Origin of the sequence: Leptospira sp. WS58.C1, from assembly GCF_040833995.1 — a bacterium.
Lineage (GTDB): Bacteria > Spirochaetota > Leptospiria > Leptospirales > Leptospiraceae > Leptospira_B > Leptospira_B cinconiae.
Genome location: NZ_CP162138.1, coordinates 17,288 through 35,537 on the forward strand (window position 1 = coordinate 17,288; position 18,250 = coordinate 35,537).

At 42.7% G+C, this 18,250-nt stretch carries 20 protein-coding genes; 14 read left to right on the forward strand and 6 right to left on the reverse strand.

The genetic code is table 11. From position 1 onward, the window contains the following. The first annotated feature begins 9 nt into the window (after positions 1-9). Complete coding sequence (locus tag AB3N61_RS17140; protein ID WP_367899266.1) at positions 10-975, forward strand: LA_0442/LA_0875 N-terminal domain-containing protein; 966 nt, start codon at positions 10-12, stop codon at positions 973-975. 81 nt (positions 976-1,056) lie between these two features. Continuing rightward, complete coding sequence (hemG, locus tag AB3N61_RS17145; protein WP_020770037.1) at positions 1,057-2,361, forward strand: protoporphyrinogen oxidase; 1,305 nt, start codon at positions 1,057-1,059, stop codon at positions 2,359-2,361. 6 nt (positions 2,362-2,367) lie between these two features. On the opposite strand, the gene AB3N61_RS17150 is transcribed toward hemG, so the two are convergent. From AB3N61_RS17150 to AB3N61_RS17170, 5 genes are all read right to left on the reverse strand, one after another. Further along, on the reverse strand, positions 2,368-2,784 hold the full coding sequence (locus AB3N61_RS17150; protein WP_367899267.1) for an SRPBCC family protein: 417 nt from the start codon (positions 2,782-2,784) through the stop codon (positions 2,368-2,370). Between the two features lie 4 nt (positions 2,785-2,788). Continuing rightward, on the reverse strand, positions 2,789-4,021 hold the full coding sequence (locus tag AB3N61_RS17155; protein ID WP_367899268.1) for an RNA polymerase sigma factor: 1,233 nt from the start codon (positions 4,019-4,021) through the stop codon (positions 2,789-2,791). Positions 4,022-4,046: 25 nt separating this feature from the next. Further along, on the reverse strand, positions 4,047-4,403 hold the full coding sequence (locus tag AB3N61_RS17160) for a YciI family protein (RefSeq protein ID WP_020770157.1): 357 nt from the start codon (positions 4,401-4,403) through the stop codon (positions 4,047-4,049). Between the two features lie 67 nt (positions 4,404-4,470). After that, the gene (gene hemH, locus AB3N61_RS17165) at positions 4,471-5,577 is read right to left on the reverse strand and encodes a ferrochelatase (RefSeq protein WP_367899269.1); all 1,107 of its coding nucleotides are present in this window, start codon (positions 5,575-5,577) and stop codon (positions 4,471-4,473) included. Continuing rightward, positions 5,574-6,668 (reverse strand): putative porin, encoded by a 1,095-nt coding sequence (locus AB3N61_RS17170; protein WP_367899270.1) that lies wholly within the window; start codon positions 6,666-6,668, stop codon positions 5,574-5,576. Before AB3N61_RS17170 ends, hemH begins: the two co-directional genes overlap by 4 nt. Positions 6,669-6,855: 187 nt before the next feature. On the opposite strand from AB3N61_RS17170, the gene AB3N61_RS17175 reads away from it, so the two are divergent. The 4 genes from AB3N61_RS17175 to AB3N61_RS17190 all read left to right on the forward strand — a co-directional run bounded on the left by AB3N61_RS17175 (position 6,856) and on the right by AB3N61_RS17190 (position 9,974). Then, a complete protein-coding gene (locus AB3N61_RS17175; RefSeq protein WP_020770072.1) occupies positions 6,856-7,782 on the forward strand; it encodes a ParA family protein in 927 nt (308 codons plus the stop codon). After that, the gene (locus tag AB3N61_RS17180) at positions 7,766-8,467 is read left to right on the forward strand and encodes a ParB/RepB/Spo0J family partition protein (protein WP_367899271.1); all 702 of its coding nucleotides are present in this window, start codon (positions 7,766-7,768) and stop codon (positions 8,465-8,467) included. Before AB3N61_RS17175 ends, AB3N61_RS17180 begins: the two co-directional genes overlap by 17 nt. A gap of 108 nt (positions 8,468-8,575) precedes the next feature. Beyond that, entirely contained in the window at positions 8,576-9,181 is a 606-nt protein-coding gene (locus AB3N61_RS17185) for an NADPH-dependent FMN reductase (protein WP_367899272.1), read from the forward strand. Positions 9,182-9,575: 394 nt separating this feature from the next. Continuing rightward, positions 9,576-9,974 carry a cyclic nucleotide-binding domain-containing protein gene (locus tag AB3N61_RS17190; protein ID WP_036089790.1) on the forward strand — a complete coding sequence of 133 codons (399 nt, stop codon included), beginning with the start codon at positions 9,576-9,578 and terminating at the stop codon, positions 9,972-9,974. Here AB3N61_RS17190 and AB3N61_RS17195 read toward each other — a convergent pair whose 3' ends face one another. Then, the gene (locus AB3N61_RS17195) at positions 9,975-10,997 is read right to left on the reverse strand and encodes a GGDEF domain-containing protein (RefSeq protein ID WP_020770048.1); all 1,023 of its coding nucleotides are present in this window, start codon (positions 10,995-10,997) and stop codon (positions 9,975-9,977) included. A gap of 129 nt (positions 10,998-11,126) precedes the next feature. On the opposite strand from AB3N61_RS17195, the gene AB3N61_RS17200 reads away from it, so the two are divergent. The 8 genes from AB3N61_RS17200 to AB3N61_RS17235 all read left to right on the forward strand — a co-directional run bounded on the left by AB3N61_RS17200 (position 11,127) and on the right by AB3N61_RS17235 (position 18,239). Beyond that, positions 11,127-11,891 carry an SDR family NAD(P)-dependent oxidoreductase gene (locus AB3N61_RS17200; protein WP_036089864.1) on the forward strand — a complete coding sequence of 255 codons (765 nt, stop codon included), beginning with the start codon at positions 11,127-11,129 and terminating at the stop codon, positions 11,889-11,891. A gap of 12 nt (positions 11,892-11,903) precedes the next feature. Then, complete coding sequence (locus AB3N61_RS17205; RefSeq protein ID WP_020770123.1) at positions 11,904-12,419, forward strand: low molecular weight protein-tyrosine-phosphatase; 516 nt, start codon at positions 11,904-11,906, stop codon at positions 12,417-12,419. Then, a complete protein-coding gene (locus AB3N61_RS17210; RefSeq protein ID WP_020769952.1) occupies positions 12,412-13,698 on the forward strand; it encodes an NAD(P)/FAD-dependent oxidoreductase in 1,287 nt (428 codons plus the stop codon). The genes AB3N61_RS17205 and AB3N61_RS17210 overlap by 8 nt, the downstream gene beginning before the upstream one ends. 50 nt (positions 13,699-13,748) lie before the next feature. Continuing rightward, positions 13,749-14,561 carry an SDR family oxidoreductase gene (locus tag AB3N61_RS17215; protein WP_020769976.1) on the forward strand — a complete coding sequence of 271 codons (813 nt, stop codon included), beginning with the start codon at positions 13,749-13,751 and terminating at the stop codon, positions 14,559-14,561. Positions 14,562-14,576: 15 nt separating this feature from the next. Beyond that, positions 14,577-14,996: an SRPBCC family protein gene (locus AB3N61_RS17220; protein WP_020770105.1), complete on the forward strand. Its 420-nt coding sequence runs from the start codon at positions 14,577-14,579 to the stop codon at positions 14,994-14,996. Between the two features lie 155 nt (positions 14,997-15,151). Beyond that, positions 15,152-15,517 carry a hypothetical protein gene (locus tag AB3N61_RS17225; RefSeq protein ID WP_020770129.1) on the forward strand — a complete coding sequence of 122 codons (366 nt, stop codon included), beginning with the start codon at positions 15,152-15,154 and terminating at the stop codon, positions 15,515-15,517. A gap of 44 nt (positions 15,518-15,561) precedes the next feature. Then, the gene (locus AB3N61_RS17230; protein WP_367899273.1) at positions 15,562-16,650 is read left to right on the forward strand and encodes a DUF1574 domain-containing protein; all 1,089 of its coding nucleotides are present in this window, start codon (positions 15,562-15,564) and stop codon (positions 16,648-16,650) included. Between the two features lie 302 nt (positions 16,651-16,952). Next, complete coding sequence (locus tag AB3N61_RS17235; protein ID WP_367899274.1) at positions 16,953-18,239, forward strand: LIC20035 family adhesin; 1,287 nt, start codon at positions 16,953-16,955, stop codon at positions 18,237-18,239. Positions 18,240-18,250 lie beyond the last annotated feature (11 nt).

Sequence of the window (18,250 nt, forward strand, 5' to 3'; positions counted from 1 at the left end):
GCTTTTGAAATGTTATCTTTACATTTAAAAAAAATAATCCCGATCTTGTTGATCGTTTTTGCACCTATAGGTATTTTCCCGGTCACCGTACTTTTGAGAGAAGGCGGAAAGGTAAATGGGGAAATCATCACACAAAATCAACATTCGGTCCTTCTTCAAACAGAATCAGGAAAACGTAAAATAGATAAAGACCTGATCCTTAAAATCCTTTTCCAAGAAGTAAACGACGACGAAGAGGAGAAGATCCGTAAAGAGGAAGAGGACAAACTCGCAGCGGAAAAAAAGGAAGAAGAAGACAAAGAAGCCGCTCAGAGAAAATTAGAGGAAGAAAAACTAAAAGAAGAAGATCTGAAAAAACAAGCCGCAGCGGAAGAAGAAGCACGTCGACAGGAAGAACTTCGAAAACAAGAGGTAAAACGTCCTCTCAATGCACTCATGAGATCCGCCGTCGTTCCCGGTTGGGGACAATATTATACGGATAGAAAGTTCCAATCGCTCCTCTACCCTACCCTATTCGCAGCCGCAGCCTTCGTAGCTTACGATAAGTTCAGAGTATACAGAACTTCCGTAAAAGAGTATGGCGATCTAGGAAATCCATACACGAAAGAAAGTCTGACACTTGCGGCTCTCGGTCAGGCACAAGCGGCCGCTACCCCTTCTTTATCCCCCATCGATGCATATTTAGCGAATCAATCCAGTCAAGTTCAGTTAAAAAGAGAAGAGGCTGACAAAAATTTCAGAGAGTATCAGGGCGCCTTATACGTGTTAGGTGGAATTTACCTAATTAACCTGATCGATTCTTATGTGTTTGCAAATTCTATCAAATCGGTAGTCCAGTTTTCAGACGGTCAAAGTAAGGGGATGGTAATATCCGCGATACCGGCAGGCGTCGGAGCGGGTAGCGGATTTTCCAGTAACGGGACCTACTCCGGAATGGAAACCAAATATACTATGGGTTACAGATTCGAATTCTGATCTTGATAAAAACTTTTCCTCCTTTTGGAGGAAAATCTAGGATTTTATTGCCAATAGTTTCTATTCCATTACTTTGTATCCGTGGCGAAATGGGTTCCGGATCATATAGTAATCGGCGCTGGCTTTACAGGCCTTCTGCACGCATTCCTTTCCTTAGAGAAAGGTGAGTCCGTATTAGTGCTGGAAAAAAAAGAAAGTGCCGGCGGGTTGATCCGTTCTGTCCGCACGGAATACGGGATTGTGGAAAGGGCAGCCAACGGTATTCTGAATTGTTGGGAGTTGGAAAACCTCTCTTCTCGATTGGGACTGGATATTTTATTCTCCAATCCTGCATCTAAAAAACGTTATATATTCTCGGACGGGAAGATGAAAAGAATGCCTCTTTCCGTTTTCGAAATAATCTCTCTGGCATTTTCCGTATTGACTGTCCCTTCCCAGCCCATCCCGGGAGAATCCATTTACAAATGGGGTAAAAGGGTCCTGGGCGAAAAAACGCTTAGCAAAGTGTTGGAACCTGCGTTAGGCGGAATTTACGCGGGCGATCTGGATGTAATGTCTGCGGAATTTGTGCTTGGAAAATTTCTTCCGGAGCAAGCTCCTCTTTGGAAAAACATTCTACATCTTCGAAATTCTAAAAAAGGAAAGCCGAAACTCCTTCCAGGAAGAAGGGGTACCGTAAGTTTTAGAGGAGGCATCGGGACTTTACTTGGAGCTTTGGAAGCAAGAGTGTCTTCCCAAGGAAAGATCAAATACAATCAGGACATCGCTAGCTTAAAAGAATTGAGAGCAACTTATCCTAAGTCCAAGATCACTATCGCAACGAATCTTGGCACCGCATTGAAACTTTTAAAATCGGAATATAAAGAATTCAAATCCTACCAAGGAATGTTGGATACATTGCCTATCGTAAGCGTGACCCGTTTCGGAAAGGATTCCATCTTAAACGGAAAAAAAGGATTCGGAGTCTTATTTCCGAAAGATCATAAAAGTTTTTCTTCCGAATTGGGGATCAGATGCAGAGGGATCTTATTCAACGATTTTATATTCGCCGGTAGGACTTCCGAAGGGGTCCACTCCGAAACTTTTATCATGGGGGGAGCGGGAGACAGGGAAATTTCCTCCAAAACGGAAGAAGAGATCATCTCCGTAGTGGAAGAGGACCGTAAAAAACTATTTTCCGAAAGCGGAGTTCCTTTGAATCATTATGTGACTGTTTGGAAAGATGCACTTCCTGTATATGGGCCCCAACTTCACGCATTTAATCGGGACCTGGACAGAGTTCTTCCTCCCGAAGTCAGAGTGGAAGGGAATTTTAGGAGCGGGATCGGTCTGAAATCCATTCTGGAACGGGCCTTCTCCCTTTATCATCCTGATCTTTACGCTTGATCCGCCTTAGTGTGCGAATTTATTTATTAGAATTCCTTTAAGCTCTTCTAGATCCTTTTTGATCCAGTCGGAATCCTCTTCGAATTTTTCGGGAGTCATACCTTCCGTTTGGAATAATGTAAAGATCAGCTCACTCCCTTCTCCGTTCTCAATGATCCTTAGAGGATTATAGGAAATATTTTCAGGACTAAAGATCACATAATGATCCAAGACCCCATACGGGTTTTTGTCCGTAAATTTTGCGGTGAGTAGTCCCATGGGGGAATCGATAGACCATTCTCCATTTCCTAATGGGGAAATGGATTTACATAAGCCGGAGGCCCATTCCGGGAAATTTTTAGGTTCGGAGAGATATTCGTAAGCGACCTTTTGGGCGACGGGGATAGTAACGCTAATATGTTTTGTATTCTTTGTCTTGGACATTTGTTTACTTTGAAAGTCGATCGATCTTTTTCTGGATACTACTTTTATCGTGAGATGTTTTTGCAAGCGAAAGCGCTTTACGAAAATTTTCTTCCGACTTGGATCTATCTATATCTAAATACAATTCTCCTAAAAGAGCAAAATAAAAATGATTATCCGTTAGGTTTAATTTTTCTGCTTCGATGATCGCTTCTTCTTTACTATTTGCTTTAGAAAGTGCGTATGTTCTATTTAAAGCGGCAATCGGAGAATATTGTAGCTGAAGTAGGCGATTGTATAATTGTAAAATATTTTCCCATTTTTCTTTGGTATCTTCCTTTTGAGTATGCCAGTACGCAATTCCTGCTTCCAGATGATATTTGGTGAGCATGGTCCCGCTTGCTGCTTTGTTTAGGAAAATTTCTCCCTTCGCAATTAGATCATAATTCCAAAGGTTTGTGTCCTGGTCTTGGTAAAGGATCTGTTCTCCTTTTTCATCTTGCCTTGCTTCGAATCTGGAAGTGTGAAAACACATCAATGCAAGAAGTGCGTACACTTGGGGTTTGTCTGTGACCGTATTCTCCACTAGCATGCTGCAAAGACGGATCGCTTCTAAACAAAGATCTTTTCGTAACGTTTTGTTTTGGCTGATGGAATGATACCCTTCATTGAATAATAAATAGATCGTAGAAAGTACCGAGCCTAACCTGCCTTCTATCTCCTCCGATTCCGGAAGTTCGATCCGGATCTTTTCTTCTCTTAATTTTTCTTTCGCTCTGAATAGCCTCTTATTGATCGTTTCTTTATTGGTCAAGAATGCATCTGAGATCTCTTCTATCCCGAAACCGCATAAGATCCTAAGAGAAAGTCCAACTTGCGCCTCCGGGGAGATGGAGGGATGGCAGATTGTAAACATCATTCTGAGTTGGCTATCGTATATATTTTCCGGAGAAAGATCTATCTCGGGCTCGAAAGATTCCGATTGTGATTTAGTGAGTTCAGGGAGGATCTTATTTTGAAATACAGAATTTCTTTGCAGATAATTTTTGGCCTTATTTTTTGCCACTGCATATAACCAAGCGGTTGGGTTTTGTGGGTTACCTTTGACCCCCCAGGTCTCGGTCGCGGTTAAGAAGGTCTCGCTTGCTATCTCTTCCGCAATTTCTAATCTTTCGAAACCTATATGTTTGCAAAGAACGGAGACAATTTTAGCATATTCGTTCCTGAATAGATGAGGCAATATCTCCGGGCTTTGCATAAGACTCGTGCGCAATCAGTGTCGGTTAACGTGTATTGTCCACACCCACGATCTTTCTTACTTCCACACTATTTCCGGGTCCGTTCAGAATTGGACATGCCTTGGCTATATCCGCCGCCTCTTCGAAATTTTCGGCTTTGATCGTGATAAATCCTGCTATGGATTCTTTTGTTTCGGCGAATGGTCCGTCAGTAATGATCTGTCCGGATTTGATAACTTTTCCTTCCGTGGATAGACCTGTGCCGCCTACGAATTTGTTTTGAGCGGCAATTCCCCCCACCCAGTCCTGGTACATTTTCATATACACTTGCATTTGTTCCGGAGACGGTTGCGCCTCTTTCGTGAGTAGATCCAGCCGCATTAAGATCAGGTATTCGTCCATATTTCTCTCCTATGGAAGTAGATTTTATTTCTAGATCAATTGAGTTTAGAGAAATTGGACAAGGGATTTAAGAAAAACAATCGCAAGCTACTTTTTCCTTCTTAGGATCCCATCCGCCGGAAGCCTTACAAAGGCAACTCAAGTGCCCGACTTTTTGCGCGGAATATTTAGCTTCGAATACGAATTTTGCGAGCGCCTCCAAGAATGCAGGATAAATCCCTGGTGCCGGTATTCTATAATAATCGGAGATCCCATTTTGAAAAGCATGGTCTCGGATCTGGACTCCGATCTCTTCTAATGTTTCCAGATGATCGCTGATAAAACTGATCGGATAGACTGCGATCCTTTTTATACCTTTTTGTCCTAACTCTTGGATCTTATCCAAGGTGTTAGGAGTGGTCCATTTGCTCGGCCCTACCCTACTCTGGTACGATAAATGAATTTGTCCTTGGTAACCTTTTTCTCTTAAGAGAGAAGTGAGTGCTTGTACATTCTTTTCGATCTCTTTTGTATATACATCGCCTTTTTTAATTAAACGAAGGGGGATCCCATGCGCGCTAAATACGATGTCCAAGTTTTGCCAGTCGGGGATCTGTTCTTGTTTTATATGTAAAAAATCTTTTTCCGGAAGTTTACCTTGGAAAAAATCCAAGATCAAGTCTCTGATGGATTCTAAATATTCTTTTCTGTCGGAGAATGGCCTGACCCAAAGCGGATTGGATGCAGGGCAATATCCTAATTGTTTTTCCAATAGCATGGCTGTGGATAGTACTGTTGATCTGGAAAAATGAGGGTATAAGGGCAGAAGTACCACTCCTTCTTTCGGATCGGTCCATTCGGAAGGGAGTTCTCTGATGTCCGGATACCCGCAGCACATTGCAGTTTTGATTTCCCATTTTTCTCCGGATTCTTCTAAAAGTTTTTTTAAACCTTCCGCTTGTTTTTCCGTTTCGGAAACAAGAGGGGAGCCTCCTCCGAATCCCATAGAAGCGTAAGTCTCTTCTACTTTTTTTGCTCTTTTTTCGGCGATCTTTCCGGCAAGTCTGATCCTGAAAAATTCAGGGAGCGGGAGATCGAATACCAATGGATCTTCGAAAAGATCTTTTAAAAATTTCGGGATTTCTGCAGCATTTCTTGGTCCCCCCAAGTTGATCAGAAGTAGTTTGTTTTTCATAAAAAGTGGCTAACCTGTAATTCGACTGAGAACTGTTTTGTGCTCAGGTAGTTTCTGTATCTTCCCGAATAATTGGACAATATATCGTCTCTACTTAAACCTCCGAAAGTCTGGAAACTTCCTTCTCCATACAATCTGTGTTCCGTTAATTTTATAAAAAATAGCCAAGAAGGCATAATATACCCTGCGCCTAAATGCGTTTCTAGTCCATAGCCTGACGTATCCCCGATGAAGTTTAAATTTCTTTGATAATGATAGTCCCTGAAATGTGAATACCAAACATTTCCGGAAATACTTGCTTCCAACATCCAAGTCCCATCGGAATATCTGTAACCGAATCCGAAAGGAATTTCCCAGGTGGAAATGGAGTAGCTGAGTCCTATTCCGATCGGACCATACGTCACAGGTGAGGTGGCGATCCATTGTATCACGTCGTATAGATAATATTTATAGTACGTATAATACGCCCCACCTGTGAGATAAAGACCGGAGCCCGGTTTTCTGGGATCGGGGTTTGCGCCGCCGAAATATTTTCTGGCAAGGAAACCGATCCTATCGTCTTTCATTTTTAGTTTTCCTCTTCCGTCCGCAAAGTTTTGCGTCCCTGTGAACGTATACGGAGTATCGTAAAAACTTAGGTTTTGAAAATCGATCTTGTTCCCATTTTCACGGCTCACACTTCCCAAAAAGAAGTCCTCGTCCTTTCCTTCTCCCGTCCTCTTGTTCTTAAATGTAGTTCTGTATTCTAGATTGATCTCCCATGTCTCCCACCAATGTTTTAAACCTATACCTCCGTATTCGAACTCTCTATTATAGGTGATCCTGGATCCGGCTTTCAGGCCAGAAAGGTTTGGATACTTTGTGCCGGATTCGAAAATATGTTGCCCTCCATTTTCTCCATAGATCCCTGTGATGGAACTTCGGATCATCCATTCGGATAGAATTGCCTGGAATTTCGTTTGAGAAGTCCCCTCTATCGGGATTTTTGTTTCGGATTTTATCTCTTTAGGAGATTCGGGCTCGTCGGCAAGTAGCGCCGTCGTGGCAAACAGGCAGAATAATGTGGCTATAATTCGAATTTGAATTTTCATTTCGTCCTAAAACAGGGGTGAAATGATTTCATCCCTAGCGGAATTCCTTTTCCGAGAAGAAACCTTAGCATTCTCCCCTCCCCTATCGTTTCAATTCGGTTTTTTCGCACTTAAACCTATATGAGACATAGGTTTTCTTGACAAATTCGGTCTAGCCCCTGATCTATTAACAGGGTCAAGGTCTGAAGTGAAAGCCAAAGTTTTAAGTGTGGAAGAAGTCCTCTCCGAATACGTTTTAAGTTCGGAAGATGAGTTCCTGGAGAAGGCCGAAAAATGGTCCCTGCCCAAAGACAATAAGGGCAAGTATAAGACTGAGGTTTTGGATAAGTACTTCTCCAAAAAAATAAAACATTCCTACGAATCGGTCATTATTGCGGTTTCTAATCAAAAAGGTGGAGAAGGTAAAACCACGGTTTCTATCTGTCTTGCGGAGGCGTTGGCAAAATCGGGTAAAAAAGTTTTACTCTTGGACTGGGATGCTCAGGCGAATATCACTCAGTTGTACGTGGGCCAAGCGGACAAATCCGTCTTTCATACTCTCGGGTATAAGGGAGAATCCAAAGTAGACGTTTCCGAAATTATCGTAAATCTTGCTCCGGGTTTGGATTTGGTCCCTTCTTCCATTCATTTGGCAAATTTTACTACTCCATACGAGAGAGACGACTTCGACCTTTTGAAAGAAGCTTTGTTGCCGATCCGTTCTTCTTATGAATATATTATAATAGATTGTCCTCCGTCTCTCGGCTTAATCCTTGAGAATGCCTTAATTGCTGCGGACCTTGTTTTGGTCCCGATCCAGACTCGTGCATTTAGTGTGCAGGGCCTAAAAGATCTTCACGGGACGATTGAAAAGATCCGAAAAAAAGCAAATCCTGGTCTTGGACTTTTGGGCGCTGTATTGAATCAGTATGAGGACTCAAGAGCACTTTCGGGGCTAGCGGAAACTGTCCGGAAATACTTTCCGGTATTTGATTCAGTGGTGTATAGAAGGGAAGCAATCCCTCAGTCCCAAGCAAAACGGAAACTTTTATCCGAATATGATCCCAAGGCGATGCAGATGTTTTCCACCTTGGCGGAAGAAGTGATGAGGAGAGCGAATGGCAAAAAGAGCTGATTTTGCGGGGCTGGATTTACTGACAGCTTTTGGTGGGGACGAATCCCTCAAAAAAGAAATACTTCTTTCGGATATAATTACGAACCCGGAACAACCTAGGGTATTCGGTAGAGAGGATGTGGGCGATCTTGTCGAATCGATGAAACGTTTGGGGTTGATAGAGCCGATCGTTGTCCGCAAGTTAGGTAAGAAGTTCCAAATAGTTGCAGGAGAAAGAAGGTTCCAAGCTGCAAAACTAATAGGTTGGAAATCCATTCCGGTTGTAGAGACCGAGGCTTCCGAAGACAGATGTTATGAGATGGCTTTGGCTGAGAATGAAAAGCGTAAAAGTCTGAATCCCTGGGAAGTAGGAAGGGCGATCCAGTTTTTAAGAAAGGAAAGAAAAAAAACCGCGGAAGAAGTGGGCAAAATCCTAGGTTATACGGAAAGATACGTAAAACAATTGAGTTCTATCGCGAGATTGGACCAAAGATCGGTTTCGGAATTGCTTAAAAGTGGGAACGATCTTTCGGTAAAAAATCTGGAAGCACTACTGAAAAAGAAAGAAGGCCGGGGGGGTGAAACGATTTCACCCCGTAAACCCGGTGAAAGAATCACCTTGGACCTGAAACCTTTGACCGTCAAGAATAGGGAATCTTTCCTAAGAGAACTTTCCACCCTAAAGAAAAAATACGGATTGAGCTAAGACATTTTTTTTCTCGTTGGAGAAAACGTGAAGGCTCTTGATCTTGTTCTCATACTACCGTTTTGGCGGGTTTTTATATCCGCCTCGGGTTTCTAATAAAGGAATAGAATGAAAATCGGAATCGTCGTTGGCTCCCAGCAAAAAGAATCTCAATCCTCCAAAGTAGGTGAATTTTTAAATTCTAAATTGAAAGAAATGTCCGTGGAAACTTGGACATTAGATCTCGGAAAAAATCCTCTTCCCATTTATGATTCCACTCAGACAAGCAACGATAAGGTCTGGTCCGGTTTCTGGAAACCTATCGATGAAAATTTAAAAAGTTCGGAAGGTTTCGTTTTTATCACTCCTGAATACGGCGGTATGGCGAGTCCAGCTATTAAGAATTTTTTCCTTCATGCGGGTCTTGTTCAGTTAGGTCATAAACCCGGGCTCCTTGTTTCCGTTTCTTCCGGTAGGGGTGGCGCTTTTCCGATCAATGAAATGAGGGCAAGCAGTTATAAAAATACTAAAATCTGCTATATTCCGGAACATTTGATTTTCAGGGATGTGGAACATCTCATCAATGGCGGCGAGCCTGTTTCTCCGGAAGATAGTTTTATCAGAGAAAGAAGTGTATTCGCTCTGAAAATCTTAGTTGCTTATGCGAATTCTTTGTCCGAGATACGTGAGTCAGGCGTGGTCCAGGATCCTAGATTTAAGAACGGAATGTCCTGATCTTGAGATTCTTTTTGCGGGTACTGTCGCGGCAGCGATGCGTAGATCTTTAGTCCGGGCTTTGCCCGGATGAGTGTAAACGAAATCGAAGCAGCGCGACCCGAGCAATAGCGAGTGGGGCCGCCCCCCCCCCAATTGTATTCGAAATCTACAATGTGACATAATTTTAAACTTAGCTCGCCGGTTTCTCTGCGCTGGTCTTTCCTGGAAAATCGAATAGGGGAGGGGAGTTCCTTCTCCCGGAATTGGCTCAAAGATTGTCTTTTCTAACCCGATGATATATTCTGAGAGCTTTCGGATCCCGATCCGTCGGTTAGGAAACGAAATGTTTCTAAGTCAAATAGGACGGACCGGATTTTTAGATGTTTCGGTCTAATTCGAAAGTTAGGAATTCATGAATAAAATTAATATCCAGGCCGGACAAATTATTTTTCGAGAAGGCGAGTTGAACAACTCGATGTACATCATTATCTCCGGGACAGTTGAAATATTTTTTACTCATAAAAACTCGGCCACTCGTCTTGCTTTGATGAAAAAGGGAGATTTTTTCGGTGAGATGGCCTTGTTCAGGGCTAAGCCGAGGACTGCGACTGCAAGAGCTGTGATGGATACGGAAATGGTTGCGGTGGAATCCAAACAACAATTGGAAAGATACCTGATCGCAAATCCTGAATTTGCCGCTAAGATGGTCAGGATCTTAGCGGATCGATTGGCGAATACGAACGAACTTTTGATCTCTAAACTGAACGAAATTACTACAAAAGAAATCGAATATCAGATAGACGATAAGTGATCAGACGTAGGTTATCCGATCTTTGCCTGCCGCTTTCGCTTCGTACAATTTTGCGTCCGTAAAAGAATATAACCGATTACTTTCATCCGCATCTCCCGGATATTCTGCGACCCCGCCAGATACGGTGACCTCTATTCCAAAATCGTTTTTAGAGGAATTACGCAAGTAGGTTCGGAACCTTTCGATGGCTACTTTCGCGTTTTCTTTACCGGTTTCGGGAAGAATGACGGCGAATTCTTCTCCTCCGACCCTACAGCTGATGTCTTCCGTTCGGAAGGCATACATCAGAGTTCCGGCCACCAATTTTAAGATATCATCCCCGAAGGAATGTCCCTTGGTATCGTTGATCTTCTTAAAATTGTCCAAGTCGAATAGGAATAGGCAGAAATTTCTATTATATCTTTTACTTCTGGTGATCTCTTTGTTTAGGACCAGATTGAAATATCTTCTATTATAGATCCCTGTCCCTTCGTCTATGACCGCGTTAAGAATGATCTCCTCAAAGGAATAGATGTCCACGATCTTCGGGTTTTCTATCAGTCGATTCTTTAGGTAAATATAATCTAGAAGGGCGACTACGAAGTTCATACTTCTGCCTAATTGTTTGCTTAAACCTTCGGCATGGGAATAGATCTCTTTCCACAGCGACCTTGCCTCGGATTCAGGTAGATCCAAATTTGCGATAATTCTGAAGAAGTCGGAGTAGAAATAATCGTCTTTCTTTCCCATTTCTTCGAATTTATTGGCAAGACTAGGAAGAGGAGCTTCCTTATCGTTTACGATCTCTAAGATCGCGGTTTTTCTTTCGGAGTTGATCTGGCCGAGACCCTTGAACCGGTCCCGCATTTCTATAAGTTCGTTTCTGGCGAGATTTGCAGTCGTTTCGTGGGCGTTTAAGGTCTGCTCCGCCGCTAGTAGTTCTTCTTCTCCCAGCTTGGAAACTCTTTCATAGAGTTCCAGCAGTTCCTTGAGTTTTTGGATTTCTTCTTCTTTTTCTTTTAGTTCTTCTTGTAGATTTCGCATTTTGGTTCGGGGTTATACGGAGTCGGGTAGGAACTCCTAACTTTCCGGTTTGTTATACAATACTTGCAAAATAATTCTTTTCCCACCTAGGGGTAAACCAATTTAATGAATTACTTGGCGGTTTCATTTATGTCCAAAGGTCCCGATAGGAAAAAAGTTATTATTACGGGAGCTAGCTCCGGTATTGGCAGAGAGCTTGCACTTTTATACGGAAAAGCAGGCCATGATCTAGCGATCACTTCCAGAAGAAAAAAAGTTTTAGAGGATCTTGCAAAAGAGATCCGCTCCTTTCAAAAAGGAGGTAAAGTGATCTTGGCTTCTTTGGATGTTTCCGAATCGGGAGATAATTTTAAAGTACTTCCGAAACTCGCTAAGGAGTTAGGAGGAGTGGATCTATTTATTGCGAATGCCGGTATCTCTACCAACTCTTCGTTCGGTCAAAAAAGTTTCGAAGCTGACAAGAAGGTGATCGATACAAATTTGATCGGACTCATGGCTGGCATTTCCTCTTTGCAGCCGATCTTTAGAGAACAAAAAAAAGGACAGATCGTAGGAATTTCTTCCGTGGCTTCTTTTAGAGGCCTCCCAGGTTCGGCAAGTTATTCCACTTCTAAGGCCGCAGTTTCCACATATTTGGAAGCGCTTAGGGGAGAAGTCAGACAATTCGGTGTGAAGGTCACAGTCATTCATCCCGGTTTTATCGATACGCCGATCAATCAAAAGCTGAAATCCCGTCCTTTTCTTGTTTCCGCAGAAAAGGGCGCTAAAAAAATTTACGATAGGATAGAGTCAGGAGTTCGATCCGCCACTGTGCCTTGGTTTCCTTGGGCATTGATCGGAGTTCTGATGAAATCGATCCCAGAGTTTTTATGGGAAAAGATCGGGCCTAGATAAAGGTTTTTGGTTATGGTAGGAACTCCAGATTCTTCAAATATTTACAAGATCCTCTTCGTATGTTTGGGGAATATCTGTAGATCTCCCGCGGCGGAAGGTGCATTTATCGATCTTCTGGAGAAGAGGGGCCTTTCTTCCTTATTTGAAGTGGATTCCTGCGGAACTTCTCGCTACCATATCGGAGAATTGGCCGACCCCAGGACCAGGCAAACAGCCCGTAAGAAGGGAATAGAACTCACTCATAAGGCGAGACAATTTAAAAGATCCGATTTTGAATATTACGATTTTATTCTGGCGATGGACAGATCCAACCATAAAGATCTGGGAGCACTCGCTTCGAATGAAGAAGAAAGAAAAAAAATTCATTTGTTCCGAAAGTTTCAGAAGGGCCAAGGAAAGGAATCCGAGGTTCCTGATCCGTATTATGGAACTTTGAAGGACTTCGAGGAAGTTCACCAGATCGTTTTCGAGGCGTCGGAAGGATTTCTGGAATACGTCTTGAGTAAAAATGGAGTAAAGAATGCCTAAGGGTGAAAAAAAGAAAGTAGTAGTAATCGGAGTGGGTTTCGGGGGATTGCAGGCGATCAAAAAATTATCCAAAGAAGAAGATCTGGAAATCATCGCCATCGATAAAAAAAACCATCATTTGTTCCAACCGTTATTATACCAAGTAGCGACTGCGGTATTGAGCCCCGCCGACATTGCGATCCCGACCAGATCCCTTATCGGGGACAAAAAGAACGTAACGGTCTATTTGGGAGAAGTGGAGAAGGTGGACATCCAGGCTAAAAAAGTCCATTTTCAAGGGCATACAGAAGATTACGATTATTTAATATTGGCCGCGGGTGCTAAATCGGGCTATTTCGGGAACGATCATTGGAAAAAATACTCGATCGGATTAAAGTCCCTTAAAGACGCACTTTCTATTCGCACTAAAATTTTAACCTCTTTCGAGCAAGCGGAACTAGCGGGAGATCCGGAAGTAGCCAAAAAACATTTAAATTACGTAATTATCGGTGGAGGTCCTACAGGTGTGGAACTTGCCGGTTCCATCGCGGAACTTTCTCATGAGATCGTTCGAAACGAATTCCATACCATCGATCCTGCCTTGGCAAAGATCACTCTGATCGAGGCGTCTCCTAGGCTTCTTGCCTCATTCGCTCCTAAGTTAAGCGAGTTTGCGAAGATTCGTCTGGAAAAAAGGGGAGTGGAAGTTTTAACAGGAACCAAAGTCCTCGAAATAGATCAGAACGGAGTTAAGATAGAAGGAAGAACAATTCCTTCTTCTACCGTGATCTGGGCAGCCGGAGTGCAGGCAAATTCTATAGGAGCTACCTTAGGAGTTCCTACTGATAGGATGGGAAGAGTAATGGTGGATGAGTTCTGCAATGTGGAAGGTCATCCCGAAGTTTTTGTTATCGGTGATATCGCGAATTATTCCAAAGGTTTGGAAAAACCTTTACCTGGAGTCTCTCCGGTAGCAATGCAGCAAGGTAGGTATGTTGCATCTTTGATTCGCGGGGATCTGAAATCTAAAAAAAGAAAACCTTTCCATTATCTAGACAAAGGAAGTATGGCGACTATCGGGAGGCAGGATGCAGTCGCCCAGGTCGGACGTTTCAGACTGAGAGGGTTTTTCGGCTGGGTAGTTTGGTTATTCATCCATATTTTCTATCAGGTAGGATTTAAGAATAAGATCTCCATCTTTATCACTTGGGTTTGGTCTTATATTACGTTTCGTGCAGAAGCAAGATTGATCCAGGATGAGGTTGAATCCAATTCAGTCGGGTCTTCTCAGCCGAATTAACGCTGAAAATAATCCTTGAATAGGCCGTACATAATAAAAGAATAAGTTCGATGCGGACAGATCTTTGGAAAGGCAAGACAATCGTAATTACCGGAGGATCTTCGGGGATAGGAGAAGCTTTATTAGAAAGTTTGTCCCAGGTTCCTTGCAAGATTATCAATCTTTCCAGATCGGAACCGGAGTTAGTTCGTAAAATTTCCAAGAAGAAGGAAAAACGACCTGCTGAAATTTTCCATATCCAAGCGGATCTTTCTTCCGAAAAAGAGATCAATAAAGCCGTCGCTAAGTTGGCGAAACTGACAGACGGCGTCGATGTTCTTTTTAATAACGCCGGCATAACCGCTCATTCCAGATTCGATCAAACTCAAATTGAAGCTTTTAGGAAAGCGTTTGAAGTGAACTTTTTCGGCCCCGTCTTCCTTACAATGAGACTTCTTCCCTTCTTAAAAAGGAATAAAGGGGCGGTTATGGTTACGTCTACAGTCAGTGGGCTATACGGGATACCTGCAAGAAGCGCTTATTCTTCTTCCAAATCCGCATTACATGCCGTTATGGAATCCGCGCGTATAGAACTTTCGGAAGAAGGTTTGCGTTTTATCATATTCTGTCCTCCTTATACAAAGACAAATCTAAGAGCGAGCGGTATAGACGGGGACGGCCAGAAACTGGGAGAACCCCATTACTCCGGAAAGAGTAAAACTCCGGAGGAAGTTGCAGAAAAGATGATCCTCGCGATCGAGGATCCAAATTCAAGGCTTGTGGTAATGGATAAGAGCGGGTGGTTCGTTCAATGGATGAGGAATATTTCTCCTTCGTTTTTGGAAAAGGTATTATACAAAAAACTTTATAAGGACTTTCATTAAAGGACTGAAGTCTATATGGAAACTAGAAGTATTATTAAAGAATTCAAATATGATTTTCCTTTGGAAAAAGTCTGGAGTGCCGTCACGGTCAACGAAGAGTTGATTCATTGGTTAGCCGATAAGGTGACAGGGCGTCCTAAACTTGGCGGTACTTTTTCCTGGACTTGGAATCTAGGGCCTGAAGGAGAACTTACGTCTACGGGTATTTATAAAAAAATAGTTCCTTTCCAAGAGTTAATACTTCAGTGGCAAGACCATCCCGCAGGTGATATAGAACTCAAATTAGAGTTCGAAAAAGACGGAGATTCCACTGTTCTTAAACTCACTAACTCAGGATATCCTATAGGAGAAAAATTCGACCATTGGATCGAGGCCGCCTCCGAAGGCTGGGACGAAGAAAGTATGCATTTGTTACAGTATCTCAGGAAGAACTAAGGGTTCTAATTAACCTAGGATCTTGTTTTTATTTTCCGCTTGAACTCTCGGGTCCCTAAAAAAAGATGACATTAGAGCCCCGATTATAGGGTGTTCGCGGTCTTTTTCTCCATGAGAGACCAAGGCTAGCGAGCTGCTTTTCAAGGCGGTATACAGTGAACTTTCCAGAACTAGACTCTTATTTCCAAAGTCTTACGGATATCACGGATACGATTTCGATTTTAAACTCTCCGTACGATTCCGAATTCGACTCAGATATCACTAAGATGGAAAACTTCTTTAATGATATCCAATCCAAAAATTGGCTCACCACAGACAAAGAATACTTTAACTTATTTACCAGCCACTTCTCCTTTCATATCAAAATAGTGGAAGAGATCGTCCGCGAAGCGAGGGAGATCCTACATCCCGAGCGGCGTATGCATGTAAAACGTTTGGTAGGATACTGCAAAGCCACCGAAGAATGGCTGACAGATCTTCAAAAACGCCGCAGAGCTACCGAAACTCTCGCAACTGCTTGATATAATCTATTGACATCCCCGGTTCACCGGGGAGTCTTGAGTTCGTGTCCGAGAACGAACGTCCGCAGAACGAAAAAATTAATTTTTTCACCCATCCGTTTCTATTTTATCCCGTACTTCTTTTTATATTCATATTTGCCATAGATAAATTGTTCTTTTTGGATAAGGTCAGAGACTACGTAAAAGTAGAATTAACCTATATCTATTACGACGTTAAGCAGGATCTCTTAGAGGAGATGATCTCCAAGTTCGGCAAGAGCGCGGGGAAGAAGTCCGATAAAAAATTAGTACTTCTAATGGGCTCTTCCAGAATGTTGTATTTCAAGAACGAGGAGATCCTGGACTTCTATCCGGATTGGGAAGTATATAATCTTTCGTCTGCGGTGACCACTCCCGCCTATTATCTCTATTTTCTCGAAAGATTATTCGAAGCGGGCGTCAAGCCGGACTTTCTGGTTATGGAAGCGGATCCTTTCCAATTTAATGCAAACAGTACTACATTCAAAAAATCGAATTTAGCGAATAGTTTCGATCTTAGATTCGTTCTTTCCAATGCATGGGACCTAGGTAAGGAAAACGTAAACTATTATCTGGGAAATTATTTCTTCGGAGTGAGTAAGAACAAGCCGTACCTGACGAATGTATATTCTCACCTTACAAATAAAAAATTCGAACAAGCGGATCTGATCAAAAAACTGACCATAGAATCTCTGCATCGAGACAAGGGGAATGCGATCTCTCCTGCCGGCGGTTTTATGGAGAAGGACTTCGGCAAATTGGAAGCAAGTTCCATCCGTACGATCGGTTGGATCTACCCTAAATATTCACCCTCCGAAATGCAATTTTCCTTTTACGAAAAGATCCTGGATAGAGTGACAAAAGAAAAAGTTCCTACTTTGGTGGTCCGTCCGGAAGTTTCTCTACCATTGGAAAAACTTCTGAAAGAACTGAATATCCCGGCTCCTTGGTGGGACAGGATACGTCCCATCAACCAAAAGTTCGGGATCCCTATCATCGATATGGCGGAAGCGCCCGACTACGAGTGTAATACTTTTGCGGACAGCGGTCATATGGCTGTGGACTGTTATCGTCCATTCTTACGTTTTTTAAGAATGAGATATCCGGGAGAGTAATCCGGCTTTCATTCTCTATTTTTCGTAAGATAGTTTCGTACAGAGCGCACAGAGATAGAATGAGTTTGAATTGGGCTGTTGGAATTCAAACACCGCAATCACTTCGTGGCCTCTGTGAACTCCGTGCGACCTAAAATTGTAAAAGCTCTTTTTCTCATGCGGACCCGCGCCCCCTTTGTTCTTTTTTATCTATCTTACTGATAATTGTAAGGTCAATTTGCCGGACACTGGGAAAGGAGGTTGACGAGAAGAATTGTCTGCCTTAATTTTGCTTCGTTAGATTTTCCCCAAAAGGCGAACCCATGAAAAAAATTCTATCCACAGCGGTTTCAATTTCTCTTTTGATCGGATGTTCTTCGACGAGCGTCGTTGAAAATAAGGGCAAAGCGGCCGAGTTCCAAATTTTAGAGCCGAATATCAGAGTAGAAAAATTCAAAGAAACATTCAATTTAAAGGCAGAAGGTCCGGTCAAGCTGGAGTGCGCCGGTAAACCTTGTACTCCGGATCAAGTCAGCGCTTTGACTCCGGATCAGATCAAAAAATTAAAACGTAACGGCGCTTGGAAAGAATATGTGGAGAAGGAAGATCTTCAAAAGAATAAATTCTCGGTTCTGGTTCGTGTAGGTGATTACAAAGACGATAAAAGAGAAGGTATTTGGAAAACATTGTACGAAACAGGAGAAACGTTAAGAGAAACTCCTTATGTTGCCGGATTAAAAGAAGGTGAAGAGAAAAAACTCGCGAAAGACGGGACACAACTTGAAAGTACGATTTACAAAGCCGACAAGAAGAATGGACCGTACTGGTCTAAAACGGACAAAGGAATCTTGAGTGACGAAGGCACTTACGCGGACGATAAAAAAGTAGGGACTTGGAAAGATTATTATAATGAAGATGGAGCTAAAAAATCCGTAATCGAATTCAAAGACGGCAAAAAAAGCGGTAAAGAAACGAATTATCATAAAGACGGGAATACTGTCTCTTCCGAAGGAAATAATTCGGACGACCTAAAAACGGGTTATTGGAAAAACTATTACGAGAACGGATCTCCCCAGTCCGAAGGTAACTACGCTCCAAAAGGTGCGGGGGCCGAAAAAAAATCCCTTAGAATTGGTGCTTGGAAAGAATATTATAAAAACGGAAAGCTATTCGCGGAAGGGCAGAGAGACCATACCCGTAAGGGAGAATGGACCTTCTATTGGAGCAACGGAAATCCTGCGTATAAAGGGACCATGATGAACGAAATGATGATGAGTTCGGCAGAGGTATATGACAAGGACGGAACGATCGTCGGTAAAGGAAAACTTCTTTTCGACCTTCTGCTCATGGATGAAAAGGCGGACGAGCTGAAGGCTAAATATAAGCCTGATTTCCCGTTTGCATATTATAAAAACGGCAAGAAGTCCTTTGAAATCGCCGCAAACGGTACTGCGGTCGAGTACGACGAGTCCGGAGCGAAGATCGGGCAAGGTCCGATAATGCCTGGAACCAACCAAAAAAACGATTGTTGGACCACGCCTCAGGGTAAAAAATATTACGTAAACGGTAGAGAAAATCCTAAAATGGGGGAACTGCAGGGCTGTAAGTGATCTTTACCCCT